The sequence below is a fragment of the Novosphingobium oxfordense genome (assembly GCF_044029435.1).
Classification (GTDB): Bacteria; Pseudomonadota; Alphaproteobacteria; order Sphingomonadales; family Sphingomonadaceae; genus Novosphingobium.
The window spans coordinates 3,145,706-3,170,007 of the sequence record NZ_CP147005.1 but is presented as its reverse complement, the minus strand read 5'-3'; the positions used below and the strand labels follow the sequence as shown (position 1 = coordinate 3,170,007).

Below are 24,302 nucleotides of genomic sequence, written 5' to 3'. Positions count from 1 at the left end.
ATCCGCGGACCATCAGGCCGCGGCATCAAGCCCATCTCGAACCTTATCGACTGGCAGGATTTGGTAAACGTCTCGATAACGACGGACATTGCAAGCCCAATCGTGACCGGACCGAACATGTTCCAACCCCGCCGCGCGCATCGCGTCCCAGCTTTCGCGATTGGAGAGCAGACTTGCAAGCGCCTTGGCGCAGGCCGCCGGGGCGTCGGGCGCGAAGAGGGTTCCCGTGACGCCGTGCTCGATCAGTTCGCGATGCCCGCCGACGTCGCTGGCGGCCACCAGCTTGCCTTGCGCCATCGCCTCCAGCGGCTTGAGCGGGGTGACGAGGTCGGTCAGCCGGCTTTTCTTGCGGGGATAGGCCATGACATCGCAAAGCGCGTAATAGCGATCGACCTCATGGTGCGGAACGCGGCCGATAAAGCGGATGGCCGCGGCGGCGCTGGAGGCCTCCGCCTGCGCGCGCAGGGCTTCTTCGCGCGGGCCGCCGCCAACTAGCAGCAGGCGGGCATCGGGTTGGCGTTCCAGCAGCAGCGGCATGGCGGCGATCAAGTCGTCCAGCCCCTCGTAATCGTAGAAACTGCCAATGAAGCCGATCACCGGGCAGGGCCGTCCACCGACCTCGAAGCCCAGTTCGCGGGCAAGCGCGGCGTCGCGCTGCAGCGGCTCGCCAAACAGCGTCAGATCGACGCCGTTGGGTGATACTGTGATCTTCCCGGCCGGCGTTCCGCGCGCGATGAGGTCTTCGCGCAGGCCCTGGCAGATGGTGACGACCGCGTCTGCCTTGACGACGACACGGTTTTCCAGCGCGCGAATCAGGCGATATTTAAAGGAGCCCTCGGTCCCGGTGCCGTTGCCGACGGCGGCGTCTTCCCAGAAGGCACGAATCTCGTAGACGCAGCGGATGCCGTGGCGGCGTGCCACCCGCAGTGCCGCGGCACCGCACAGCGCGGGCGAATGGGCGTGGATCACATCGGGGCGCCATTCGCGAACGGCGGCTTCGATTCCCTGCTCGAATAGCGCGATCTCGTGCCATTCGCGCCAAATCGGCGGGCCGCTGGCTCGGCCTTCGCTGCGATGGAAGGTCAGTCCGTCGAAATGTTCGCACGGGGTCGATCCGGCGTGGTAGCGGGGGCCGGTGACTCCGCGCACTTCCCAGCCCATGGCCTCCTGCGCCTTGAGGATGGCGCGGGTGCGGAAGGTATATCCGCTCTGCAGCGGCAACGAATGGTCGAGGACGTGGAGAACCCGGGTCATGGGCGGAATGCCTAGCGTAGAAGGCTTAACGCGGCGTCAACCCGGCGCTGGTAGCGGTGGTGGACCATGGTCGACATTTTCGCCCTAGTTTTGAGCCACGGCCTGTTGGCGCTGGCTGCCTGGCGCCTGTTACTGCGTCCCGATCTCGACGTCGAGAGTGCGGCGCCGGAGAAACGAAAGGCGGAGAAGCGGCCGAAGGAAGGTGCCCGCGAAAAGGAAGATCACCCCGGCTCCGGCCGTGCGGCGCGGCGGGGCATGATCTGGAACCGGGGGACGGGCGAGGATGCTTGACCTTGGCCTTACGGCCTTTCTCGCCACGTTCCTGGCGCTTGGCTTTCGGCGACCATTCATTTGGGTGCTGTGCTATCTCTACGTCGACATCGTCGCGCCCCAGCTCATTTCGTGGGGTATTCTTTCGCACATCCCCGTCTCGCTCATGGCTTTCGCGGCGGCCTTCGGCGGTTGGCTCCTGTTCGACGACAAGCGGGACACGCGGTTCAACGTCCGCCAGGCATTGCTGATCGCACTGCTGCTCTACTGCGCGGTCAGCACGCTGACGGCGGTCTATCCCGAGGCGGCGCAGGAGAAGTGGGCCTGGGTGTGGAAAGCGCTGGTCTTCGCGATCTTTCTTCCTTTCGCCTTGCGCACGCGGCTGCGGATCGAGGCTGTGGCGCTGGTCATGGTCCTGTCCGCCAGCGCACTGATCATCGACGGCGGCATCAAGACGGCGATGGGCGGGGGCGGCTACGGCTCGCTGCGGATCTTCGTGGAGAGCAATACTGGCCTTTTCGAAGGCTCGATCCTGTCCAGCGTTGCCATCTCGATCATCCCGCTGATTCTCTGGCTGGCGAAGTACGGCACGATCTTCCCGACCGACTGGCGCGTGAAGCTGTTTGCCGCTGCACTGATCTTCGCCTGCGCGCTGATTCCGGTCGGCACGCAGGCGCGTACCGGGCTTGTCTGTCTGGGCGTGCTTTGCCTGTTCTATCTGCGCACGGCAAAGCACAAGGTGTTGATTGCAGGAGGAATGGCGCTGGCGGTCGTGCTGGCGGTGCCATTCCTGCCGCCTTCGTTCCTCGCGCGCATGGGCACGATCGAAAACCACCAGGCCGACCAGTCCGCCAGCACGCGAATCGGCGTGTGGAAATGGACCTGGGACTATGTGAAGCAACATCCGATGGGCGGCGGTTTCGTGGTCAATATCGCCAGCAAGGTGTCTTACGACACCATCGCAACCAATACCGACGGCGGCAATACCACGATCACGCGCACCCGCGTGGTGGAGGAAGGCCGCGCGTTCCATTCCAGCTATTTCGAGATGCTGGGCGAGCAGGGCTTTCCCGGTTTCGCGCTGTGGATCGCGCTCCAGCTTTCGGGGCTGGTGCAGATGGAACTGATTCGCCGCCGCTGGAAGAATCGCAAGGATCCTGAAGATGCCTGGGCCGCGCCGCTGGCGGTGGCGTTGCAACTGGCGCAGATCGTCTATCTGATCGGATCGCTTTTTGTGGGCATCGCTTTCCAGCCCTTCATCCTGATGCTGGTTGGCCTGCAATGCGGGTTGTGGACCTACCTGAAGCGGATCGATCGGGCGGAGCCCGCCGGACGACGCGTCAAGGCCGAAATCCGGGCCGCGAAAACCGGCCGCGCCATGCTTGCCCAAGGACCTACGCAATCTTCCTGAGGGGCGCCTTACTTATGATCCATTGCTTATCGGAGCAGGGTTTGCCTTTTACGGCAAATTAACCTTTAACCTTCATTGCTCATATGGTTAATACACGGCAATGTCCGTTTAGGCCCGGTTAGCGTAGCGTTGGCGGAGGCGGACAGAGGGGCAAAAGGGGGGCAACCCAATGCGAGTGCTGTTGATCGAGGACGAACCTACCACGGCGCGTGCGATTGAGCTTATGCTCACCGCCGAGGGGTTCAACGTTTACTCCACCGACCTGGGCGAGGAAGGCCTGGATCTCGGTAAGCTCTATGATTACGACATCATCCTGCTCGACCTGAACCTGCCCGATATGCACGGGTACGATGTTCTGAAGAAGCTGCGCGTTGCCAAGGTGCAGACGCCGGTTCTGATCCTTTCGGGCATTTCGGAAATGGACTCGAAAGTCCGTTCGTTCGGCTTTGGCGCCGACGATTACGTGACCAAGCCTTTCCACCGTGAAGAACTGATCGCTCGCATCCACGCCGTCGTGCGCCGTTCGAAGGGCCATTCGCAGTCGGTGATCCGCACCGGCAAGCTGGTCGTCAATCTCGATGCCAAGACCGTCGAGGTCGATGGCGCACGCGTGCACCTGACGGGCAAGGAATACGCGATGCTTGAGCTGCTCTCGCTGCGCAAGGGCACCACGCTGACCAAGGAAATGTTCCTGAACCACCTGTATGGTGGCATGGACGAGCCCGAACTGAAGATCATCGACGTCTTTATCTGCAAGCTGCGCAAGAAACTTGCGCATGCCTGCGGCGGTGCCAACTACATCGAAACCGTCTGGGGCCGCGGCTATGTGCTGCGCGATCCGGACGAACTGGCCGACGTTGCGTAAGGCCTGATTTTCCGGTTGGGGGACCGGTACTGGATTGCGATCCCCTCGCAGTGAGTGAAAGCGGCCTGCCCTTTCGGGTGGGCCGTTTTTCGTTGTTCTGCTCGACGGCCTCATTGGACCCGTTCAATCGTATGATCTGGACGTTTCAAAGGGCCAGTTTGCACCGGAAACCCATGACCATGCTGGCAGGAGGGGTATAGGTCCGTCATGAAGTCCGTTCCGCGTTCACCCTGGATTATCTTGCATCGCTACCTGGGGCTGGTGGCGATCCCTTTCCTGTTCTTGGCGGCGGTCACGGGTTCGCTGCTGTGCTTCGTTCGTCCGATGGATGCCTGGCTCAATGCGGACCTGTTTCATCAGCCGGTGGCGATCGAGAAGCCGCCGGAAGTGGTGGGGATCATGGACCGCTTTGCGTCCGCGCATCCCGAATGGATCGTGCGCAGTTTCCCGATCGCTGTGCCGGGCGATTCGCGAATTCCCGTGAAGGTGCAGGCGGCGCCCGGTCATCGCGATTTGGGCATCGACCAGATTTTCCTCGACCGGGCGACGGGCACGATCGCGGGCGGCCGTTCGGCGGAGGCGGCGTTCGACCGGCGCGGCATGGCCGAATGGCTGGTCGATTTCCATTCGAAGCTGGTGCTGGGAACCTGGGGGCGCTGGTTGATGGGGGCCGTGGCGATCGCCTGGCTGGTCGGCCATCTGATCGGCTTCTACCTGACCTTCCCGCTGAAGAAGCCATTCTGGAAGGGCTGGAAGAAAAGCTGGAAAGTCAGCTTCCGGTCGCTGTTGGCGAAGTTCATGCTCGATTGGCACAAGGCGAGCGCGCTGTGGCTGTTCGTGCCGCTGACCGTGCTGGCGCTGACCTCGATCGGCTTCAACTTCTTTAGCGAAGCCTATGCGCCGGCGGTCGAAGCGCTGTTCGCCAAGGACAAGTCGGAACCTGTGAAGGCGCCGCCGCTGGCGCACGAAATGAACTTTGCCGATGCCGTTGCTGCGGGTCGTGCCGAAGCCGCGCGAGAAAAGATCGACTGGCAGCCGGCAACCGTGCTGGCCGATCCCAAGGAAGGCACCGTAGGCGTGACGCTGACCGACGATGGCCGGCTCAATTATCACGGGCTGGGGCCGATCTATTACTATTTCGACCGCAGGAGCCATGCTCTGGTGGAAACGCTCGATCCCTATCACGGGAACACCGAACTGGCCGGGTATCGCCTGCTCTATCCACTGCACAGCGGCCGCGTGGGCGGCAATTTCACGATCCTGCTCGTCTTCCTCTCGGGGTTGGCGACGGCGGGGCTTTGCGTCACCGGAGTCTATGTCTGGTGGAAGAAGCGGCAGTCTCGGGTAGCGGCGCGCAAAGCGCAGGCCAAGCGGGCCACGGCAATCGCGAGAGCAAGCCCGGCCGCCTGATCCTCGTTGACCTTGCGCGGCGTTGCTGTCAGTGCGCCGCGCCATGACGGCTCATAAATCCGGCGATCCGACCACGCTCAACCGCCTCTATGGCCGCGCCAAGGGCAAGCCCCTGCGCGCGGGCCAGCAGGCGCTGGTCGATACTCTGTTGCCGCGTATCGCGGTTCCGCTCGAAGGTCCGGTCACGGCCAAAGAGCTGTTTGGTGACGACCGTCCGATGCATTTCGAGATCGGCTTCGGCGGTGGCGAGCACATGGCCCAGCGCGCCGACATGCTGCCCGATCACGGCTTCATCGGCTGCGAACCGTTCATCAACGGCGTTGCCCAGGCCCTGACTCATGTCGCGGGCGACAACGGCGCGCATCCGCCCATCGGCAATGTGCGGATTCATCATGGCGACGCGCTGGAAGTGCTGGCGCGGATTCCCGATGGCTCGCTTTCGATGCTCTATCTGCTGCATCCCGATCCCTGGCCCAAGGCACGCCATGCCAAGCGCCGCATGATGAACGACGGCCCGGTCGACATGTTCGCCGCCAAGTTGAAGAAGGGCGGCGAATTCCGCTTCGGTACCGACCATGACGTCTATCTGCGCCATGCGTTGATGGTGATGGAACGGCATACCGACCAGTTCGAATGGCTTTGCGACAAGCCTACCGACTTCCAGGTCCGTCCCAGCGGCTGGCCGGAAACGCGCTATGAAACCAAGGCGCGCACCGTCTACGGGCATGAGGTCTGGTATTTCCGCTATCGTCGGAAGTAAGCGGCCGGCCTCCGGTCGTATGCGAATCGTGGGGGGAGTTGCGGGAGATCGCCTGCGCCACTAAAGCGCGCCGATGAGCAACTCTCGCCGTACTTTCGCGATCATCTCGCACCCTGACGCCGGTAAGACCACCCTGACCGAAAAGCTGCTGCTGCAAGGCGGCGCAATTCACCTTGCCGGTCAAGTGAAGGCACGCGGTGCCGCCCGCCGCGCGCGGTCGGACTGGATGAAGATCGAGCAGCAGCGCGGCATCTCGGTCACCAGCTCGGTCATGACGTTCGAGCGTACCGATGCCGACGGCAACACGGTCACCTTCAACCTGCTCGATACGCCGGGCCACGAAGACTTCTCGGAAGATACGTACCGCACGCTCACTGCGGTCGATTTCGGCGATCATGGTGATCGACGCGGCCAAGGGTATCGAGCCGCAGACGCGCAAGCTGTTCGAAGTCTGCCGCCTGCGTTCGGTGCCGATCATCACCTTCATCAACAAGGTGGACCGCGAAGGCCGCGCCTGCTTCGACCTGATGGACGAAGTGGCGGACATGCTGGCGCTGGACGTTTGCCCGATGTCCTGGCCGGTGGGCATGGGCGGATTGTTCGAGGGTATTCTTGACATCGCCACCGGCAAGATCAGCCGTCCCGAAGGGCCGAGCAAGGAATTCCTCGGCCATGTCGATGAGAACGCGATGCTGCCCGATGCCGTGGCGGAAGAACTGGAGCTGGCGCAGGCCGGCTATCCGGAATTCGATGTCGACGCCTATCGCGGCGGTGACCTGACGCCGGTCTACTTCGGTTCGGCACTGAAGAATTTCGGCGTGGCCGAACTGATCGACGCGATCGCCCGATTCGCGCCGCCTCCGCGCCCGCAGCCTTCGGAAGCGGGTACGATCGAGCCGGAGGACAAGGAAGTCACCGGCTTCATCTTCAAGGTGCAGGCCAACATGGACCCCATGCACCGTGACCGCATCGCCTTCATGCGGCTCGTCTCGGGCACGTTCAAGCGCGGCATGAAGCTGACGCCATCGGGTCTCGGCAAGCCAATCGCCGTCCACTCGCCGATCCTGTTCTTCGCGCAGGACCGCGAGATCGCCGACAGTGCCGAGCCGGGCGATATCATCGGCATTCCCAACCACGGCACCTTGCGCGTGGGCGATACGCTGTCCGAGAAGAATCAGGTCCGCTTCACCGGCCTGCCCAACTTCGCGCCGGAAATCCTGCGCCGTGTGGCGCTGAAGGATCCCACCAAGACCAAGCAGCTGCGCAAGGCGCTGGACGATCTTTCTGAAGAAGGCGTCATCCAGGTCTTCTATCCTGAAATCGGTTCGCAATGGATCGTCGGGGTGGTGGGGCAGCTGCAGCTCGACGTGCTGATCAGCCGCCTCGAAGCCGAATACAAGGTGGAGGCGGTGCTGGAAGGCTCGCCGTTCGACACTGCCCGTTGGATCAAGGGCAACGACAAGGCGCTGCGCGACTTCGGCGAGTTCAACAAGATGAACCTCGCCAAGGATCGGGACGGCGACCCGGTGTTCATGGCACGCTCGGCTTGGGACGTCAGCTACCAGCAGGAACGCAATCCGGATCTGACCTTCAGCGCCACAAAGGAACGCTGAGGAGAGCGCACGCGACGGGAACCGACCGTGGTTCTCGCGAATTGGATGCTTCACCGCCTTGGCATGGCCAAGGCGGTGAGCCTAAGCTTGCCAATTACAGTCCGTCGCGGAAGCCATCGTTGCAGATCACGTTCGCCAGCTACAACATTCACAAGGCCGTCGGGCTCGACCGGCGGCGCGATCCCGAACGTATTCTGACGGTATTGCGTGAGATCGATGCCGATGTGGTCGCGCTCCAGGAAGTGGACCGTCGCTACGGCCGGCGCATGGCGGCATTGCCGCTGGATGTGATCCATGGCGCGTCCGACTATGTGCCGGTGCCGCTGTCGATGAAGCCGGATAGTCTCGGCTGGCACGGCAATGCGATCCTTGTGCGCAAGGGCATCGAATTGCGCGATGCCGCACCTGTGCCGTTGCCGGTACTGGAGCCGCGCGGCGCGGTCAGGGCCGATCTGGAATTGGAGGGGCACCGCTTCCGGGTCGTGGGCATGCACCTTGACCTGTCGGGCCTGCGCCGCCGGTTGCAGGTGCGAAGTGTACTGGCTCATGTCGGCGAATGCGATGCCCATATTCCCACCGTACTGATGGGCGATCTCAACGAATGGTCGCATCGCGGCGGCTGTTTTCGTGAGTTTACAAAGCCATGGCACGTGCTTGCTCCCGGCCGAAGCTTCCCCTCACGACGGCCCCTAGCCCAGCTCGATCGCATCATCGTGTCCAACGAATGGGCAATCGTTGGAACAAATGTCCATCACAGCCCCCTTTCGGCGACAGGATCTGACCATCTGCCGGTGTTTGCCACGTTGCAGCTGCCTAAAAAATAGGCAGTTGCTCAGGAATCGAGCGACGATTCGTGCTGCATGTGCGAGCGTTAGATAAAAATCTCGCGCATTCGTGTCGTTTTGTGAACTGGCACGGCCCTTGCTTGACATGATTGCAGCCGGTGCTGGGGCCGGTGGCAAGCAGGGGATAGGCATGAAGTTCATCATAGCCATCATCAAGCCCTTCAAGCTCGACGAAGTTCGGGAAGCGCTGGGCGCGATCGGCGTCGCCGGCATGACCGTGACCGAGGTGAAGGGCTTCGGCCGTCAGAAGGGCCAGACGGAAATCTACCGTGGGGCCGAGTATTCGACCAACATGTTGCCGAAGGTGAAGATCGAGGTCGCCGCTCCGGACGATCTGGCGCCGAAGATCGTGGAAACGATCCAGCAGGTCGCCAGCACCGAAGCCATCGGCGACGGGAAGATCTTCGTTCTCGACCTCGCCTCGGCCGTGCGTATCCGCACCGGCGAATCCGGCGACACCGCGCTTTGACCGGCGCTTCCCACAGGAGGGATTTCACGATGAACCGCAAGTTTCTTTGCGGCGCCGGCGCTCTGGGAGCGTCGCTGTTCGCCGCCATGCCTGCCTGGGCGCAGGCCGCCGCGACGCCGACGATCGACAAGGGCGACACCGCCTGGATGCTGACGTCGACGCTGCTCGTCTTTCTGATGATTCTCCCCGGCCTTGCGCTGTTCTACGGCGGCCTCACCCGTTCGAAGAACATGCTTTCGACGATGACGCAGATCGGCGCCGCGGCCAGCCTGGCCATGCTGATCTGGGTGATGTGGGGCTACACCATGGCCTTTGGCGATGGCGGCAATGCTTTCGTCGCGGGCTTCGGCAAGGCTTTCCTCAAGGGCGTGACCCCTGATTCGGTTTCGGGCACCATCCCCGAATACGTCTTTGCCTGCTTCCAGATGACCTTTGCAGCCATCACCGTTGCACTGGTCCTCGGCTCGACCGTCGAGCGTATCAAGTTCTCGGCCGTGATGGTCTTCGCGGTGATCTGGCTGACGATCGTCTACTTCCCGATCGCGCACATGGTCTGGGCACCGACCGGCTACTTCTTCGGCCTCGGCGCGCTCGATTATGCAGGCGGCACCGTCGTCCACATCAACGCCGGTGTTTCGGCATTGGTCGCCGCGATCATCCTCGGCAAGCGCAAGGGCTTTCCGAATGAGCCGATGCCGCCGCACTCGCTGACGCTGACCTTTGTCGGCACCGGCCTGCTGTGGGTGGGTTGGTTCGGTTTCAACGCCGGTTCGGCTCTGGCTGCCAACGGCGCCGCCAGCCTTGCCATGATCAACACCTTCGTCGCCACCGCTTCGGCAGGCCTGTTCTGGATGCTCGCCGAGCGTCTGGCCGGCCACAAGGGCTCGGCTCTGGGCTTCTGCTCGGGTGTTGTTGCTGGTCTCGTTGCTGTCACGCCTGCTGCGGGCAACTCGGGTCCGTTCGGTGCGATCGTGCTGGGCGCCATTGCTTCGATCATCTGCTTCCTGGCCGTCAGCAAGCTCAAGCCCGCGCTGGGCTATGACGATGCTCTCGACGCTTTCGGTGTCCACGGCATCGGCGGCATCATCGGTGCGATCGGCACGGGCATCGTCTACTCGCCGGCACTTGGTGGGCCCGGCAAGGCGGACTTCGACATGGCGCACCAGCTGATCGTGCAGATCGAAGCGGTGCTGAGCACCGTGGTGATCTCCTCGATCGGCACCGTGATCGCGATCTTCATCGCCAAGGCAGTCACCGGCCTGCGCGTCAGCTCCGAAGTCGAACTGGAAGGTCTCGACATCGGCGAGCACGGCGAGCGCGCCTACAACTAAGTTTTTCGAGTTTGGCGGCGGCGGGACTTTCTCCTCTCCTCCTTCCCGTTGCCGCCTACCGGTGTTCCTCCTGCGAACACAAACTAAAGGGCCGGAGCCAGCCGCTCCGGCCCATTTTTCTTTGTGGTGGAGGGGGCTTTATGTGATGCTGCGTAGATCACTCACCCGGCCAGGGAGATGGGCGTGAAGTACATCATCGCGATCATCAAGCCGTTCAAGTTCGCCGAAGTGAAGGAAGCTTTGGCTAGCGCCGGAGTCTCCGGGCTGACGGTGTCGGAGGTGAGCGGTTTCGGTCGCCAGAAGGGCCAGACCGAAATCTATCGGGGCGCGGAATATGCCTCCAGCCTCGTGCCCAAGATAAAGCTGGAAATCGCCGTGTCGGACGCCTTTGCCGACACGGTCATCGAGATTATCGGCAAATGTGCCAGCACGGATGAAATCGGAGACGGCAAGATCTTCGTCCTCGATCTGGCGGACGTCTTGCGGGTGCGCACCGGAGAGCAGGGTGATATTGCTCTATAGGGTGCGCCGGGATTTCAGCCGCCGGCCGACAGCATCTCGATCAGTTGGCGGACAGGCGTCACGTCATAACCGGCAGCAGCGGCCTTGGACGCGATCACCGCCGGACTGTCGCCCGCCTTGGCGCGCGCAAGGGCCCACAGAAGCGTGGATCGCGTGCCCGACCGGCAATAGGCCAGCACTGGGCCATCCGCGGTATCCAGCGCCTGGGTCATGGCATCGACCTGCGCCTGGCTGAAGCCGGCGTGAGTCACCGGGATCGCCACGTAATCGATGCCGGCTTCGCGCGCGGCGGCTTCGATGGCGTCGCCGGGAATCTGGTCGTCGCTTTCCCCTTCGGGACGATTGTTGATGATCCGCACGATGCCGAGCGCTTTTGCCTCCGCAACGGCCTCAATCCCGATCTGCGGGCTGGCAAAGACGGATTCTGAGACCTGACGAAACATCTGAGAAAAGCTCCCTCGCAAAAGCGGCGGTTGGGTCGCGGTTGAGCCCGAAATTCACCTGCGTCAAGCACATACTTTTGGACAAGATGTGAACGCTCACCCAGTCAAAATGCGGCCTTTCGGTTACACCGTGGCAAAAAGAGGCGTAATTGTGTTCGCCTTGCCCGTACGACTCGTGTATGACTCGGCGTTGCAGGTGCTGGGAGAGCTGTGTCTCTTCCGCTTATCTGACGGTCGGCACGGTTCGTCCACGTGTCCGGGTGTATATTTTTGGGGCGCAGCGAAGGTACGTTCGTAGACATGGGTTTTGACAGAGGTCGTCGCGGAAGGGGACGCGACAAGCGCGATAGTTTTGGTGAGAACGAGTTCGATCCGTTCTTCGCCGGCCAGGATCGCTTCGGCGGCGGTGACCGCTTCGGTGGCGGCGGCGATCGCTTCGGCGGTGGCGGTGGCGACCGCTTCGGCGGTGGCGGCGGCGGTTCGCGCGGCGGCTTCGGCGGCGGCGGTGGCGGCTTCGGCGGCGGTCCCCGTGGCGGCGGCGGCGGCGGTATGCCGGCCCAGGTCGTTGGCCAGGGTAAGGGCGTCGTCAAGTTCTTCAACGGCGCCAAGGGTTTTGGCTTCATCCAGCGCGAAGAAGGCGGCGATGATGTGTTCGTGCACATCAGTGCGGTGGAACGCGCGGGTCTTGAAGGTCTCGCCGAAGGTCAGCAGCTGGAATTCCAGCTGGTTGATCGTGGCGGTAAGATTTCCGCCAGCGAACTGGTTATCCTTGGCGACGTGATCCCCGTCGAGAAGCGCGAGCCTGCCCCGCAGCGTCAGCTGACCGGTGAAAAGGCCAGCGGGACTGTCAAGTTCTTCAACTCTATGAAGGGCTTCGGCTTCATCACCCGTGATGATGGCCAGCCGGACGCTTTCGTTCACATCAGCGCGGTTGAGCGTTCGGGGCTTTCGGGCCTGAACGAAGGCGATCGCGTGGAGTTCGACATCGAGGTCGATCGACGAGGCAAGTACTCGGCGGTCAACCTGTCGGCGCTCCAAGGTTGATCTAGCCTGCATTCTCCCCGGTCGTTTGACCGGGGAACTGCAAACGCATAGAAGCGCGCAGATGGCGGTCCGGATAGGGCCGCCATTTGTCGTTTTTCGATTCCCGATCTTTTTCGCTTCACTGATTCGTTTCGAGGAATAACGTCATGTCGATCACTCCACTGATGCCTGTGTACCCCCGGTGCGGGGTTCGTCCCGTTCGCGGCGAACACTGCCACCTTATCAGTGAAGACGGCCGCCGATTCCTCGATTTTGCGAGCGGTATTGCCGTCAATCTGCTGGGGCATTCGCATCCGGGCCTGATCGGCGCGATCCAGGCACAAGCGGAAACGCTGATGCACGTGTCGAACCTCTACGGCAGCCCGCAGGGTGAGGCGATTGCCAAGCGCCTTGTCGATCTGACCTTCGCGGACACTGTGTTCTTTACGAATTCGGGCGCGGAAGCGGTCGAGTGCGCGATCAAGACGGCGCGTGCCTATCATCAGCACGTGGGCAACACCGAAAAGTACGAACTGATCACGTTCAACAATGCCTTCCACGGCCGCACGATGGCGACGATCAGTGCATCCAATCAGGAGAAGATGCACAAGGGCTTCCTGCCGCTGTTGCCGGGCTTCAAGTACGTAGAGTTTGACGATCTTGAAGCGGCCAAGGCGGCGATCGGGCCCAATACGGCGGGCTTCCTGGTGGAACCGATCCAGGGCGAAGGCGGCATTCGCATTGCTTCGCCCGAATTCATGACGGGCCTGCGCGCGCTTTGCGACGAACATGACCTGATGCTGGTGCTCGACGAAGTGCAGAGCGGCGTCGGCCGCGCCGGCACGCTGTACGCCTATGAGCAGTACGGCATCGTTCCGGATATCATGTCGACTGCGAAGGGCATCGGTGGTGGCTTCCCCGTTGGCGCCTGCCTAGCCACCGAAAAGGCGGCGCGGGGCATGGTGAACGGCACGCACGGTTCGACTTATGGCGGCAATCCCTTTGCCATGTCCGCGATCGGCGCCGTGCTCGACGCCGTGGCCAACGAGGAATTCCTGTCCGACGTCCGGGCCAAGGGCGAGCGGCTGATGGCCCGCCTTGAGCAGTTCATCGGCAATTACCCCGAGCTGTTCGAATCGGTGCGCGGCAAAGGCCTGTTCATCGGCATCAAGCTCAAGGTCGAGTCGCGTCCTTTCGTCGCCCACATGCGCGATAACCACAATCTGCTGACGGTGTCCGCTGGCGATAACGTGGTGCGCATTCTGCCGCCGCTGGTCATCGACGACAGCCACATGGACGAGTTCATGGAGAAGCTTTCCGCTGCCGCGGCGAGCTATCAGCCTGAAGAGGTTGCGTGATGGCGCGTGATTTCCTCAATCTGACAGACGCGGGCGGCAATGTCCTTGCCGCGATGATCAACGATGCCATCGATCGCAAGGCGGCCCGAAAGGGCTGGGCCAAGGCACGGCCGGACGCAGATGCGCCGCTGGCCGGCCATGTGCTGGCCATGATCTTCGAGAAGAATTCGACACGGACCAGGGTGTCGTTCGACATGGCCATGCGCCAATTGGGCGGCAGCGCGCTGATCATGGAGGCCGGCAGCACCCAGATCGGCCGTGGCGAGACTATCGCCGATACGGCGCGCGTGCTTAGCCGCATGGTCGACGCGATCATGATCCGCACCGACGATCACGCGAAGATCGAGGAACTGGCTCACTATGCCGACGTGCCGGTCATCAACGGCCTGACCGATCTGTCGCACCCGTGCCAGATCGTTGCCGACCTGCTGACCACCGTCGAACATGGATTTGCACTTCCCGGCCTGCAGATGGCGTGGCTGGGGGACGGCAACAACGTCGCCAATTCGCTGATCGAAGCGGCTGGCTTGTTGAAGTTCACGATCCGCATCGGCGGTCCGGCGGGTTACGAGCCGGACGAGGCCTTCATTGCCCGGGCCCGCGCAGCCGGCGGTGAAGTTGTTCTGACCCAAAGCGCGGAAGAAGCCGTGGCAGGGGCACAGATAGTGGTCACCGACACCTGGGTTTCGATGGGCCAGGCGGGCGGCGAAGTTCACGTTGCGGCGATGCAGCCTTATCAGGTCAACGGCGCGCTGATGGCCAAGGCCGCTCCGGGCGCGAAGTTCTTGCACTGCCTGCCGGCACATCGCGGCGAAGAGGTAACGGACGAGGTGATCGACGGGCCGAACTCGGTAGTTTGGGATGAGGCCGAGAACCGAATCCACGCCCAGAAATCGGTTCTTCTCTGGGCGCTGGGCAGGCTGTGACCGACGATATCCTCATCCGTACCGACGATACCGGTTTCGATCGCGTCCTTGCTTTTACCGTTCCCGTGCGCAATGCGCGCGGACGCGTTGTAAGGCTTGGGCCGGTGCTGGAAACCGTGCTTTCCGCGCATACTTACCCCAAGGTGGTGAAGCACGTCCTAGCTGAGGCATTGGTTCTATCGGCGCTGATGGGATCGTTGCTCAAGGATGAGGATGCGCAGCTGACCTTTCAGGCGCAGGCGGAAGGCGGGGCGGTGGACCTGCTCGTCTGCGACTATCGCAATGGTGAGCTACGCGGATATCTTCGCCACGATCCCGTCCTGGCCGAGCGGCTTGAGGATGATTGCTCGCTGGAAACCATTTTCGGAAAAGGCTTCCTGGCAATCACGTTCGATCTGGCGACGTCGGGGGCGCGCTATCAGGGCATCGTGCCGCTTGAAGGCGCTTCGTTGGCGCATGCCTGCGAAAACTACTTCGCGCAGTCCGAACAGGTGCCCACGCTTATCCGCGTGACGGTTCGATCCAGCGGACCTCGCTGCGTGGCGGGCGGACTTCTCGTTCAGCATCTTCCTGATGGTGAGGAGGGCAAGGAGCGTCTTCATGCCAAGGAGCAGCACCCGGATTGGGAGCATGTTGCGATCCTGGCTGGGAGTGTCCGGGAAGGGGAGCTGGTCGACCCCGTGCTCAATCTGGAGCAACTCGTCTGGCGTCTCTTTCACGAGGAGGAGGAAGTGCGCGTGGAGCCGCTCCTTCCGCTTCAACGCGGTTGTCGCTGCACCGTGGAATATTATCGGGAAATTCTGTCCCGTTTCCCAGAGACCGAGCGGGTGAACATGCGTGACGATACCGGGCTGATCCCTGTAGACTGCGCTTTCTGTTCGAAAATCCTGCACATTCCGGCCTGACCGACAGGGCTTCCTCGGTTGTGGAAGGCGGCCGGGATGCTCTAAGGGGAATCCATGGATAAGGCGGACGGTCTGGTGTCGAAATCGCGTGGTGCGCCCTTTTCGGGAAGGATGCTTAGGGCTGCCTTGTTCGGCCTGACCTCCATCGGGCTGGCGGCTATGCCATGGCCCGGTGTTGCGCAGAAGAAGCCCCTTGCCATGTTGGATCAGCTCGATCGTGGCAGTTGGGAACTTCGCGGGCTTGGAAATGCTGGCAAATTGTGCCTGCGCAGCGGCCATGAACTCATCCAGCTAAAGCATCCCGGCATGGCGTGCACGACCGTGATTGTGGACGACACGATCAACGAGGTTACCGTGCAATACACCTGCCCGGGGCAGGGCTACGGCCGTACCCATATTCGCCGTGAAACCGGAAACCTCATCCAGATAGACAGCCAGGGCATTGCGAATGGCCGGCCCTTTGTCTTTGCCACCGAAGGGCGGCGGGTCGGCAACTGCGGCGGCTGACGGTTGTCAGCGTGCGTGGGAAGGCCTAGCGCGGTGATCATGCAAGACACTTCTCCCCCCTCGGCGAGCCGGAAGGCGGTCGTTCTTCTTTCCGGTGGTCTCGATTCCATGGTCTCGGCAGGTATCGCGCGAGAGCAGGGCTATGAACTCTATGCGCTGACGATCGACTATAATCAGCGCCATCGCCGGGAAATTGACGCAGCGCGGGAAATAGCAGCCGAACTGGGCGCCAAGCGTCACGTCATCCTCCCTCTCGACCTTCGCCAGTTCGGCGGTTCGGCGCTCACGGACGACATCGCCGTGCCCAAAGAGGGGCTGGAGCCGGGCATTCCGGTGACATACGTCCCGGCGCGTAACCTGGTGTTCCTGTCACTTACCTTGGCCTGGGCTGAGGCGATAGAGGCTTCGGACATCTTCATCGGGGTGAACGCGCTGGATTACTCCGGCTACCCCGATTGCCGCCCTGAATTCATTGCCGCTTTCGAGGATATTGCCACGCTGGCGACGAAGGAAGGCGATGAGGGAACCAAGTTCCACATTCGCGCGCCGCTGCAGTTTTTGGGCAAGGCAGATATTGCACGCGAGGCGGCGCGGCTGGGGCTCGATGCCGGGATGAGCTGGTCTTGCTACGATCCGCAGCCCGATGGCCGCGCTTGTGGATCGTGCGACAGTTGCCGTCTTCGCAAAGCGGGCTTCGAGGAATCGGGACTTGTGGATCCGACCCCTTACTCAGCCTGAAAGCCGCTTGAAAAGGTAACAACAAAAAACGCCCCGCTCTGATTGAGCGGGGCGTTTTTTGTTGCTCATGCCCGTTTGGTAACGCCGACGGCAGGCAAAAGAAAAGGGGGCCGGATTGCTCCGACCCCCCAATCTTTACCGTTGCCGGTTCGCTTACATGCCCGAACCCGGACCGTAAGTGATTTCGACGCGACGGTTCTGCAGTTCGCGCACGCCGTCTGCGGTCGGAACGCGGGGCTGCGTTTCACCGAAGGCCTGGCTCGAGATCGCGCCATCCGGGATACCGTGGCTGGTCAGGTAAGCGCGGACCGAGTCGTTACGGCGAGCCGAAAGACCCATGTTGTACTTGGCGCTACCCGAGCGGTCGGTGTGACCGGCGAGCATGATCGGAACGCTGTTGCAGTTGCCGTATGCCGTGATCGCGCTGTCCAGAATGGTGCCGGCTTCCGGAGTGATGTCCGCCTTATCCCAATCGAAGAACACGATGTACGGGCCCTTGTTGCAGACCACCGGCGGAGGCGGCGGAGGCGGCGGGGGCGGCGGGGGCGGCGGGGGCGGCGGGGGAGGCGGCGGCGGAGCAGCCGGTTCGCCGAAGTTGTAGGCCAGCGTGGCGAGCAGCGAGTGCGAGCGCCAGCGGGTCTTCAGGTCGTCGCCAGCCGTCGTAACAACCTTGACGTTGTCGACGTTCATGAAGCGATACTTCAGGCCGACGTCTACGTGCGAGCTGAGCGGCGCGCGGATGCCGGCGAGAGCCTGCCATGCAAAGCCAGTGTCCGAATCGTCGACGTTGTCGAGATCGACACGAGCAACACCGGCACCACCGCCGACGAAGCCCTGAAGACCGTCATCCGGACCGAAGTCCAGAAGGCCGTTGACCATGAACGACAGGTTGCTGGCGTTGCCGGAGTGCTTCACCGGGCCAGCGGCATCGGTATAGGTGCCGATCTTGGCCTGACGATAGCTGGCTTCGGTTTCCAGACGGAAACCACCGAAGTCATAGCCGATCACGCCGCCGCCATCGAAGCCGGTCTTGAAGTCGTAATCGCCGGCATGGCTAACGCCATTGATCTTGGCGCTTGCGTCTTCAACGATCATGCCGCCGAAGTCGAGTTCCAGATACCAAGCGTCGTCGCGCGCGAACGCGGGCGTGGCGATAGCTGTAGAAGCCAGCGCCAGTCCGATGACGAGTTTCCTCATACGTTTCCCCTACTAAGAGATTTGGAGCCACCGAGTGCCGTAAGTGTCTACCCCCACAACAAACTGCGTGCAAGCGCACAATGACGACATGTGTTGCAAGAATGTCGCGTTTTCGGGGCCTTGGCGTCGTCTTGTGACTCCATTCTTCGAAATCGACGACATCGTATTGGCCCCGGTTGCATTGGCGCTGGTCACGCCGAAGGCAGGATACCCACGGCTTGCAGGGACGCCACCAAGTTGACGATGGCAGCCCGAGCTTCCCCATCAACGGTCGAGCCGCCGACAGGTTCCGCAAGGGGGGAAGCTTTTCTCCAATAACCGGAAAACAGCCGATCCTGACGAGTGCTGCCATCGAAAACGCGCATGCCGATGCGCGGCGCAATGAAAATCCATGCTCCATTCGCGCGAGAGGCCAGCATGCCATCCTTTCCGCTCCAGTCGCCGGAGGCCCCCGTGGCAATGATCCAAGTCGCGCCGTCGGTCGCATTTTCGGGTGGTGCGGTGGCTTCACCTTCCACGGTGCAGTGAAGGAGCGCGTCAGCGAGCGTGAAAGCCTCGTTTACGAAAACCTCCTTTTGCGCCTGCCCGGTATAAAGCAGCGGGAGCGCGAATCGCGGTGTGGTGCTGTCGAATGCAATAGGATCGGTCATGGGAAACCTTGCAGACAAGAGTTTGGAAAAACTGGAAAGATCGGCTCAGTCGAGCCGGACCAGGGGCAGGCTGGAAGACATTACATACGTGCCCTGATGGGCGACGCGGAGCCATTGTCCGGGCCCCTTGGCCGCCAGTTGCTCGCGCAGAACGGGCGACAGATCTGTCCAAGGGGTCTGGGTTGTCCACATGGCCAATGGCGCATCTGTGGGACCGAAGGTTACGAGATAGCTTTCCATTTCCTCGATCAGTGGAACGTCCACGCCATTTTGCCACGGCAGGGCGCCACGCGCTCGGCGGGTCCAGGCGATATGCCAGCTTCCGTCGGGCAATTTGGTGATGCGGGGATGGACCGGCGGCAGCGGACGCAAGGTAAGGCCCGAGAGGGCTGCACCGGCACGCACTTCCTCGATATCCCCGCGACCGATGGCGACCACGCTGCGTTCGTCCCCATTGCCGAGCAAGGCCGGATCGATGGCGATTGCCCTGCCATCGAGCTGGATGAATTTTTCTCCGACAGCATGGCCGACGACCCCCGCTTCGGTGCCGCCGCAACCCCGTAAGAACCCCTGGAGCAGCCAGGCCGCGTCGCCCAGCGACGTCGCTTGTGCGAACTGAACCAGCTCTTCGCCGACAAGCGCGAGATTGGCGCCCTCTGCAAGCTGGCTCGCGCTGACGGATGCGAGATGCATCGAGGGATCGGCCAATCGGACGATCAGCCGTGATGCTCGGTCGAACACCAGCGGACTGCAGGCTTCAAGAGCGGTGACAGTCGTGCCCATCGTGGCGCGTAGGCGGCCGCTCGGCCCGAGCGGTTGAAGCTGACCGTCGCCGCGATCCGCATAAAGCGCCGCTCCGCTCCAATTGGACTGGGCGGAGGAAACAGCGGCAAAAGGCCGAGGCTTGCCGGCGGCGCCGAAAGTTGGATCGTATGGCAGTTCGAATGCCGCGAGAAGGGTGGTCGCCACGGGCAGGTCGGGTTGCGGATAGCTTTGGCCGGGGTCGCTTGCGAGCACCGGCGGCGTGTCGGCACCAATGGGCGCGAGGCGAACCGCCGAAATTTCCACGCCGGTATCGCGCCATTCCCATTCCCGGACGCGCCATGTTCCCGGAAGATGGGGCACCGTGACATGGGTGCCCGGGGCGATCTGCGCGTCGAGTTCGGCTGTGCGCCATGTCAGGGTGTCGCGGCTCCAGTCCAGAGACCGTGAGGTCCGCTCGACCAGCGCGCGGGCATCGGCAGTTGCGAGCGCGGCGGGCAGTTCCAGAATGCGCGGCTGCCCTGGTGAGGGGCGGCCGGTGGCGTACTGAACGCCGGGCAGATAGTCCCGCGCGGGTTCGTAGTATCGCAGCGCTGCAATGGGCTGTTCCGGCATTGGTGCGCGGTGGCGGGCAAAGCCGGTGGCGGCTGCGAATTCGCCATCATCCACGGCCCTGGTCGCTTCGCTGAGAACGAAGGGCGCCGTTTGAAGCCGGTCGCGGCCGATCACCAGAATATCGCCAGCACAGTCCACGTCCAGCGGATCCACCTGATCGAGCAGCGCCAGCGTATCGGTCAGTGAACCCTCATTCGAGAAGCCTGCAAAGCCATCGAGCGCGACCGCGGCGTCCACGTCCTGGACCACATCCTCGATAATCTCGGCGAGGCCGAATGCATCGTCGGCGACGAGCTCGAACGTGAGCGATGGAATCCGGTTGTAGAAATCGGACAGGTCGAGATCCTCGAACACTACATAGGCAAAGTCGCGATGTGCGGGCGCATGGCTGCCCTCCGCCGCAAGCAGCAGCGGGTCGACCGCTTGGTCCCCTTGGCCCGTATGGATGCGCAGAGTGCCGGCAGTCTTGAGATCGCCTGCGGCGCCGCGCAGCAGCTTGCCGTCGGCCCATATCCGGCCGAGATCGATGATCGGGCGGCTGGAAAGCGCGACGGCGAAACTGGCGGTGTAGCTGTATTGGGTCACAGCAGCCGAGCCCTTGCCGCCGCCCAGCACTTCGCTGTGTTCGACAAGTTCCGCGGCCCAGATGATCTGCCCGGCGATGCGCATGCGTCCGAAATGCCGGGCGATCGGCTGGCCGTAGCTTGATGCGGTGACATCCAGTTCCTTCAGGCGTGCGCCTTGCCGGTTGGCTGGCCCGAACAGCGCGTCATCGAACTGGCTGCCGACCATGGAGCCGATCGCACCACCGATCGGGCCGGCGATCATGGTGCCGACCGTATTCAAAACGAGAGTTGCCATGTCGCTTCCTCAGGAATGAAGGCGCCAGTGATCCAGAACGGGCCAGCCGGACGGCAGTGGGCCGTGAACGACACGGCGCAGGCCAGCGTGGGCATGGACGATCATCCCGGCGCCGGTGGAGATGGCCAGATGAAGCTGGCAGGGGCCGGGGCGGAGCAACAGCGCATCACCCATTTCCGGATGTCCGCCTACCGAAACGAAGCCCAGCGATCGGGCCACGGCGGCCACGGCCTCTACCTGTCCGCCCTGCATGCGGTAGCCGTTGGGAATTCGCGCCGTCTGTCCCAGCGCGACGGCGAGAACGCCCACGCAGTCAAGGCCGATGCTGGGATCGCGTCCATGCAGCCGGAACGGCGCCCCGACCAGCGCCAGCGCAGCACCGGCCAGATCCTTTCCGGTCATGAAGACGGGGTGGGATAGCTGGCGAGCAGGTCGCTGCCCGGCAGAAAGGGCTCTCCGCGAAAGTTCACCGCGTTGCCGAAGCGCGTGGCACAACTGTCGAGTGTGTGATCGCAGCCTTCGCGCAGACGTACACGGGCACCGGCCGGGATTGCGATGTCCAGCGGGGCGTCGAGAAGCACGCTGCCGGCGGAACTGACGGAAACGATGCCCATCGTGGTGCCGGCCATCGGACCGTCGAGCCATCGCAAGGTGCCACCCGCGTGAGTCCCAGCGTCGGGCGTCTCGTCAAGCTGCACGGTGTTCGCGGTGACGTCCATCTGTGTCATCGCCATCTCCCGGGTGAAGACTGCCGCGTTCAGATTGCATCCCGGACCGCAGAATGCAGCGCGGCATGCAGGGCTTGTGCGCGGTATGGGATCGCGTTGCAGTTCTGCCTTTCGCGAGACCAGTTCGGCGGAAAACTGGCCATCCTCCGTGTTGATCGAGCCAAGCGTTCCGGCATGGAGCAGCAGCGTCTCGCGCGTTTGCCAATCCACCAGCCCGATGCGCACGGCGGCACCGTCGAACCGGCCGGACGCAAGGTCGGCCGCGGCGATGGCGTCATGGGTGAGCGTTCCCCGCACTTCGGCGCTGTCGGCCTCGAAGCCGGCCGACTTGCGGATGGAGGAGGGCACCATTCCTGGCGAGGCGCGATGCAGCACCCCGTCGAACCACAAGTCGGCATCGTGGGTAGTGAAGCCGAGTGTCACGCCGTCCCGCCGGATCAGGCGCCAGAAGGTGGCCACGGTCTCCAACTCGGTCGAGAACCATGTGCGGGTCATAACGCCTCCCGAATCTCGACGACGGGCACGCTGGGGGCCTCCCCGGCGGCGAAGGCGGTGCCGGCGATTTCCAGGCTGTCCTCGGCGAAGCGTACCGGCACGTCGAATTCGAACCCGGCCCGGATCACCGCACCGGCAGCGGGCGCGGCATCGAAGTGAATCACGCCCAGATCGTCGAGCGTCCAGTTGCCGACTTGAATCGCGCCGTCGATCGAAACGAGCAGCGTGGCGAAATCCGGTCGGGTAATGCGCCGGACCTGCACGGCTTCCCCGCTGCCGTAATGCTTCACCAGCGCAAAGGCGGAGAGGATGCCGTCGCCAGTGCCCAGTTCCTGATCGGTGGCGGCGGGCGCGCCGGTCATGCCGTTCGAACTGAAGTCGCTGGGGTCGCGCAGGCGGAAGCCGCGCGCCGGGCCCCGGCGGGCGCGGAAGAAGGCGATCAATTCGCCCAGTTCCGCGTCGGACCGCACGCCGGGGCCCACATCGAAGCGCAGCCGCGCATTCGACCACAGGCTGTTGCGACGCTCGAAACCCGATGCGGTGACCGAGATCGTCGTCGAGAATTCGGGGATCACGGTGGCATCGCGGCCCAGCGGGATCGGATAGAGCACATCGTCGATGGCCTGCATGGCGTCGCTTTCTGAACTGTCGGTCGGAGGGGGCAGGCGGACGAAGCCGTCGCGGGTGACTTGCGGAAGCGCCCAGACGACGATCTCATGAGGGGACCGGGAGAGCGCCTCGTCGATGCCGGCATCGATCCGGCGCCATTGAACGGCATTCGCGCCATCGAGCACGAAGCCGGCGAGATAGTCCTGTTCTTCGGGCGGATAGCCCAACCGCAGGTCGATCGTTTCGTAAGCCTTGCGGCGCTGTGCATCGGCGCCGGCGGTCAGCCAGTCGTAGTCCTCCACCTGCAAGCGATCGAAGGCCGGCGCAGCCCAGCCGACCGGCAGGTTGGCGCGCCGCAGTTCGGGCATTGTCGGATCGAGCAGGGTCGGCGTGAAGACCAGCGCCAGCGCCTCGACGGGCAGGGAGCCCGCTGCGGTTCGGACCGCTTTGACAAGGGCTGCGGTCGATTGTGCCAGCAGTGCCCCCGCCGCATCCAGAAGGGCCTTCTGGGCCGTGTCCAGGCCCGTGCGCATGTCAGCGATAGCGACGGGCGATCCGCCGAACGCCGCGCGAGCAGCATTGTCGTAGAGGCAGATGCGCCCGTCGGCGAAAGTCCACCACCAGGGCTCACCGACCTGGAAGCGGATCGGTGCACCGGCCTCCATCATCAGTCGCGCGGCAGCGGAGCCGACCGATTGCAGCCATGCCATCGCCTGCGTATTGGCCGGTGACAGCAGCGTGGAGGGTGGATCCCATCCGGTGAGCGCGGGATTGCCGTTGAAGTCGCGCTGTTTCCAATCCGCCGGGGCATGCTGGTCTAGAATTTCGTAGGAAAGTGAGGCGATGGGGCTCAGCCCGCGGTCGGCGCATTCGGCGAAGAAAGCGCGGTGCCATGCGCGCGTCGGCGTGTTGAGCGGGTCCGATCCGACGCCGGCAAGATAGCCGCCATCACCATGGGAGAGCCGGAAATAGTGGCTCATGCCAAGATAATGGACCACCGATCCGCGATAGCCGAGCTGGATCACGTTGCGGACCAGCCGTGCCGGTGTCTGCACGCCCTGATCGTCGAATCCCGTCGCGATGGCGAGACCGTGCGGCGGCACGATCACGTCGCCGATCTCCAGCATCGCCCGCCCGCCATCGGCGCGGATATCGCTGATCTCGACCCATCCTTCGGCTTCGACGGACAGCGGATCGGCGCTGCCGTCATAGCCGGGCGGGGCGAAGGAGATGAACAGTCGGTCGATCGCTTTCGGCCAGACCGGATCGGCCTGCGACGGCAGCATGAAGCCGCCGTCCAGCGCGGAAAAGCGCAAGGTGATCTGTGCGTCCTCACCCGTGCCCTGCGCGTAGTTCCAGAGGCGCACGTACCAGGTGCGCGCATTGCCGGCCTGATCGCGTCCCTCCACCGTCAGCGTCGGGCCGTAGACATCGCTCAGCGGCAGCACGCCGGAGGATCGCCAGCGAAAGCTGAGCGAGGTGTGCGAATAGTCGCGGTCGGTCTTGTAGGCGAGCAGCGGGTGATCGTGCCGGTCGGCGCTTTCCCAGATCAGGCCACCCAGATCGCCCTTGCGCAGGAACGCGGCGTCGACGCGCAGCGAATCCGGGCCGGTGGAGATCACTGTCGCCATCATCGGGCGCGGGAAGTTGACCGTCCAGAAACGCGGGTCGAAACGCTGGATCCAGTCGCTCGCCTGCCCCTCGCGCTTGGTCGCGAGCCAGAATGCCATGGGAA

General features: G+C 63.2%; 23 protein-coding genes and 1 pseudogene. 16 read left to right on the top strand and 8 right to left on the bottom strand.

What is annotated here, in order from left to right; all coding sequences use genetic code 11:
• Positions 1 to 12 precede the first annotated feature (12 nt).
• The gene (locus WBP07_RS15075; protein ID WP_395392279.1) at positions 13 to 1,254 is read right to left on the bottom strand and encodes a TIGR04063 family PEP-CTERM/XrtA system glycosyltransferase; all 1,242 of its coding nucleotides are present in this window, start codon (positions 1,252 to 1,254) and stop codon (positions 13 to 15) included.
• A 66-nt stretch (positions 1,255 to 1,320) separates the two neighbouring features.
• On the opposite strand from WBP07_RS15075, the gene WBP07_RS15070 reads away from it, so the two are divergent.
• The 10 genes and pseudogenes from WBP07_RS15070 to WBP07_RS15025 all read left to right on the top strand — a co-directional run bounded on the left by WBP07_RS15070 (position 1,321) and on the right by WBP07_RS15025 (position 10,750).
• Positions 1,321 to 1,545, top strand: a complete 225-nt coding sequence (locus tag WBP07_RS15070) for a hypothetical protein (protein WP_395392277.1) — start codon at positions 1,321 to 1,323, stop codon at positions 1,543 to 1,545.
• Positions 1,538 to 2,935 carry a putative O-glycosylation ligase, exosortase A system-associated gene (locus tag WBP07_RS15065; RefSeq protein ID WP_395392275.1) on the top strand — a complete coding sequence of 466 codons (1,398 nt, stop codon included), beginning with the start codon at positions 1,538 to 1,540 and terminating at the stop codon, positions 2,933 to 2,935. The genes WBP07_RS15070 and WBP07_RS15065 overlap by 8 nt, the downstream gene beginning before the upstream one ends.
• A 169-nt stretch (positions 2,936 to 3,104) precedes the next feature.
• Positions 3,105 to 3,800, top strand: a complete 696-nt coding sequence (gene ctrA, locus WBP07_RS15060) for a response regulator transcription factor CtrA (protein WP_395392273.1) — start codon at positions 3,105 to 3,107, stop codon at positions 3,798 to 3,800.
• A gap of 240 nt (positions 3,801 to 4,040) precedes the next feature.
• Positions 4,041 to 5,210: a PepSY-associated TM helix domain-containing protein gene (locus WBP07_RS15055; protein WP_395392272.1), complete on the top strand. Its 1,170-nt coding sequence runs from the start codon at positions 4,041 to 4,043 to the stop codon at positions 5,208 to 5,210.
• A 43-nt stretch (positions 5,211 to 5,253) separates the two neighbouring features.
• Positions 5,254 to 5,970, top strand: a complete 717-nt coding sequence (locus tag WBP07_RS15050) for a tRNA (guanine(46)-N(7))-methyltransferase TrmB (protein WP_395392270.1) — start codon at positions 5,254 to 5,256, stop codon at positions 5,968 to 5,970.
• Positions 5,971 to 6,043: 73 nt separating this feature from the next.
• A pseudogene (locus tag WBP07_RS15045) lies at positions 6,044 to 7,583 on the top strand (peptide chain release factor 3).
• 119 nt (positions 7,584 to 7,702) lie between these two features.
• A complete protein-coding gene (locus WBP07_RS15040; protein ID WP_395392268.1) occupies positions 7,703 to 8,407 on the top strand; it encodes an endonuclease/exonuclease/phosphatase family protein in 705 nt (234 codons plus the stop codon).
• 151 nt (positions 8,408 to 8,558) lie between these two features.
• The gene (locus tag WBP07_RS15035; protein ID WP_021232713.1) at positions 8,559 to 8,897 is read left to right on the top strand and encodes a P-II family nitrogen regulator; all 339 of its coding nucleotides are present in this window, start codon (positions 8,559 to 8,561) and stop codon (positions 8,895 to 8,897) included.
• A 29-nt stretch (positions 8,898 to 8,926) separates the two neighbouring features.
• Positions 8,927 to 10,228 (top strand): ammonium transporter, encoded by a 1,302-nt coding sequence (locus WBP07_RS15030; protein WP_395392267.1) that lies wholly within the window; start codon positions 8,927 to 8,929, stop codon positions 10,226 to 10,228.
• A gap of 183 nt (positions 10,229 to 10,411) precedes the next feature.
• Complete coding sequence (locus WBP07_RS15025; RefSeq protein WP_395392265.1) at positions 10,412 to 10,750, top strand: P-II family nitrogen regulator; 339 nt, start codon at positions 10,412 to 10,414, stop codon at positions 10,748 to 10,750.
• 14 nt (positions 10,751 to 10,764) lie between these two features.
• Here WBP07_RS15025 and WBP07_RS15020 read toward each other — a convergent pair whose 3' ends face one another.
• Entirely contained in the window at positions 10,765 to 11,193 is a 429-nt protein-coding gene (locus WBP07_RS15020; protein ID WP_395392263.1) for a TIGR01244 family sulfur transferase, read from the bottom strand.
• 300 nt (positions 11,194 to 11,493) lie between these two features.
• Between WBP07_RS15020 and WBP07_RS15015 the strand changes: the two genes are divergently transcribed.
• The 6 genes from WBP07_RS15015 (at position 11,494) to queC (ending at position 16,650) form a co-directional block, all read left to right on the top strand.
• A complete protein-coding gene (locus WBP07_RS15015) occupies positions 11,494 to 12,237 on the top strand; it encodes a cold-shock protein (RefSeq protein WP_395392261.1) in 744 nt (247 codons plus the stop codon).
• A 146-nt stretch (positions 12,238 to 12,383) separates the two neighbouring features.
• The gene (locus tag WBP07_RS15010; protein WP_395392259.1) at positions 12,384 to 13,574 is read left to right on the top strand and encodes an aspartate aminotransferase family protein; all 1,191 of its coding nucleotides are present in this window, start codon (positions 12,384 to 12,386) and stop codon (positions 13,572 to 13,574) included.
• On the top strand, positions 13,574 to 14,500 hold the full coding sequence (gene argF, locus WBP07_RS15005; RefSeq protein WP_395392257.1) for an ornithine carbamoyltransferase: 927 nt from the start codon (positions 13,574 to 13,576) through the stop codon (positions 14,498 to 14,500). The genes WBP07_RS15010 and argF overlap by 1 nt, the downstream gene beginning before the upstream one ends.
• Entirely contained in the window at positions 14,497 to 15,405 is a 909-nt protein-coding gene (locus WBP07_RS15000) for an Hsp33 family molecular chaperone HslO (protein WP_395392256.1), read from the top strand. Before argF ends, WBP07_RS15000 begins: the two co-directional genes overlap by 4 nt.
• A 54-nt stretch (positions 15,406 to 15,459) precedes the next feature.
• On the top strand, positions 15,460 to 15,912 hold the full coding sequence (locus WBP07_RS14995) for a DUF3617 domain-containing protein (RefSeq protein WP_395392254.1): 453 nt from the start codon (positions 15,460 to 15,462) through the stop codon (positions 15,910 to 15,912).
• Positions 15,913 to 15,951: 39 nt separating this feature from the next.
• Positions 15,952 to 16,650 (top strand): 7-cyano-7-deazaguanine synthase QueC, encoded by a 699-nt coding sequence (gene queC / locus WBP07_RS14990; RefSeq protein ID WP_395392252.1) that lies wholly within the window; start codon positions 15,952 to 15,954, stop codon positions 16,648 to 16,650.
• A 153-nt stretch (positions 16,651 to 16,803) separates the two neighbouring features.
• On the opposite strand, the gene WBP07_RS14985 is transcribed toward queC, so the two are convergent.
• The 6 genes from WBP07_RS14985 to WBP07_RS14960 all read right to left on the bottom strand — a co-directional run bounded on the left by WBP07_RS14985 (position 16,804) and on the right by WBP07_RS14960 (position 24,297).
• Positions 16,804 to 17,847 (bottom strand): OmpA family protein, encoded by a 1,044-nt coding sequence (locus WBP07_RS14985; protein WP_395392251.1) that lies wholly within the window; start codon positions 17,845 to 17,847, stop codon positions 16,804 to 16,806.
• Between the two features lie 191 nt (positions 17,848 to 18,038).
• Entirely contained in the window at positions 18,039 to 18,497 is a 459-nt protein-coding gene (locus WBP07_RS14980) for a DUF2793 domain-containing protein (protein WP_395392249.1), read from the bottom strand.
• Positions 18,498 to 18,542: 45 nt separating this feature from the next.
• A complete protein-coding gene (locus WBP07_RS14975) occupies positions 18,543 to 20,735 on the bottom strand; it encodes a phage tail protein (protein ID WP_395392248.1) in 2,193 nt (730 codons plus the stop codon).
• Between the two features lie 9 nt (positions 20,736 to 20,744).
• Complete coding sequence (locus WBP07_RS14970) at positions 20,745 to 21,137, bottom strand: hypothetical protein (protein ID WP_395392246.1); 393 nt, start codon at positions 21,135 to 21,137, stop codon at positions 20,745 to 20,747.
• A complete protein-coding gene (locus WBP07_RS14965; protein ID WP_395392245.1) occupies positions 21,134 to 21,958 on the bottom strand; it encodes a DUF2163 domain-containing protein in 825 nt (274 codons plus the stop codon). Before WBP07_RS14965 ends, WBP07_RS14970 begins: the two co-directional genes overlap by 4 nt.
• Positions 21,955 to 24,297, bottom strand: coding sequence for a TIGR02217 family protein (locus WBP07_RS14960; RefSeq protein WP_395392244.1), 2,343 nt, complete (start codon positions 24,295 to 24,297; stop codon positions 21,955 to 21,957). The genes WBP07_RS14965 and WBP07_RS14960 overlap by 4 nt, the downstream gene beginning before the upstream one ends.
• Positions 24,298 to 24,302: the final 5 nt, after the last annotated feature.

What these genes read in the sequence shown, in the direction of transcription:
- WBP07_RS15050 (WP_395392270.1), top strand. Translation starts at nt 5,254, where the DNA reads ATGACGGCTCATAAATCCGGCGATCCGACCACGCTCAACCGCCTCTAT.
- WBP07_RS14965 (WP_395392245.1), bottom strand. Translation starts at nt 21,958, where the DNA reads ATGACCCGCACATGGTTCTCGACCGAGTTGGAGACCGTGGCCACCTTC.
- WBP07_RS14960 (WP_395392244.1), bottom strand. Translation starts at nt 24,297, where the DNA reads ATGGCATTCTGGCTCGCGACCAAGCGCGAGGGGCAGGCGAGCGACTGG.
- WBP07_RS15030 (WP_395392267.1), top strand. Translation starts at nt 8,927, where the DNA reads ATGAACCGCAAGTTTCTTTGCGGCGCCGGCGCTCTGGGAGCGTCGCTG.
- WBP07_RS14975 (WP_395392248.1), bottom strand. Translation starts at nt 20,735, where the DNA reads ATGGCAACTCTCGTTTTGAATACGGTCGGCACCATGATCGCCGGCCCG.
- WBP07_RS14995 (WP_395392254.1), top strand. Translation starts at nt 15,460, where the DNA reads ATGGATAAGGCGGACGGTCTGGTGTCGAAATCGCGTGGTGCGCCCTTT.
- WBP07_RS15075 (WP_395392279.1), bottom strand. Translation starts at nt 1,254, where the DNA reads ATGACCCGGGTTCTCCACGTCCTCGACCATTCGTTGCCGCTGCAGAGC.
- WBP07_RS15010 (WP_395392259.1), top strand. Translation starts at nt 12,384, where the DNA reads ATGTCGATCACTCCACTGATGCCTGTGTACCCCCGGTGCGGGGTTCGT.
- WBP07_RS15065 (WP_395392275.1), top strand. Translation starts at nt 1,538, where the DNA reads ATGCTTGACCTTGGCCTTACGGCCTTTCTCGCCACGTTCCTGGCGCTT.
- WBP07_RS15015 (WP_395392261.1), top strand. Translation starts at nt 11,494, where the DNA reads ATGGGTTTTGACAGAGGTCGTCGCGGAAGGGGACGCGACAAGCGCGAT.
- queC (WP_395392252.1), top strand. Translation starts at nt 15,952, where the DNA reads ATGCAAGACACTTCTCCCCCCTCGGCGAGCCGGAAGGCGGTCGTTCTT.
- WBP07_RS15035 (WP_021232713.1), top strand. Translation starts at nt 8,559, where the DNA reads ATGAAGTTCATCATAGCCATCATCAAGCCCTTCAAGCTCGACGAAGTT.
- argF (WP_395392257.1), top strand. Translation starts at nt 13,574, where the DNA reads ATGGCGCGTGATTTCCTCAATCTGACAGACGCGGGCGGCAATGTCCTT.
- WBP07_RS14970 (WP_395392246.1), bottom strand. Translation starts at nt 21,137, where the DNA reads ATGACCGGAAAGGATCTGGCCGGTGCTGCGCTGGCGCTGGTCGGGGCG.
- ctrA (WP_395392273.1), top strand. Translation starts at nt 3,105, where the DNA reads ATGCGAGTGCTGTTGATCGAGGACGAACCTACCACGGCGCGTGCGATT.
- WBP07_RS15070 (WP_395392277.1), top strand. Translation starts at nt 1,321, where the DNA reads ATGGTCGACATTTTCGCCCTAGTTTTGAGCCACGGCCTGTTGGCGCTG.
- WBP07_RS15020 (WP_395392263.1), bottom strand. Translation starts at nt 11,193, where the DNA reads ATGTTTCGTCAGGTCTCAGAATCCGTCTTTGCCAGCCCGCAGATCGGG.
- WBP07_RS14985 (WP_395392251.1), bottom strand. Translation starts at nt 17,847, where the DNA reads ATGAGGAAACTCGTCATCGGACTGGCGCTGGCTTCTACAGCTATCGCC.
- WBP07_RS14980 (WP_395392249.1), bottom strand. Translation starts at nt 18,497, where the DNA reads ATGACCGATCCTATTGCATTCGACAGCACCACACCGCGATTCGCGCTC.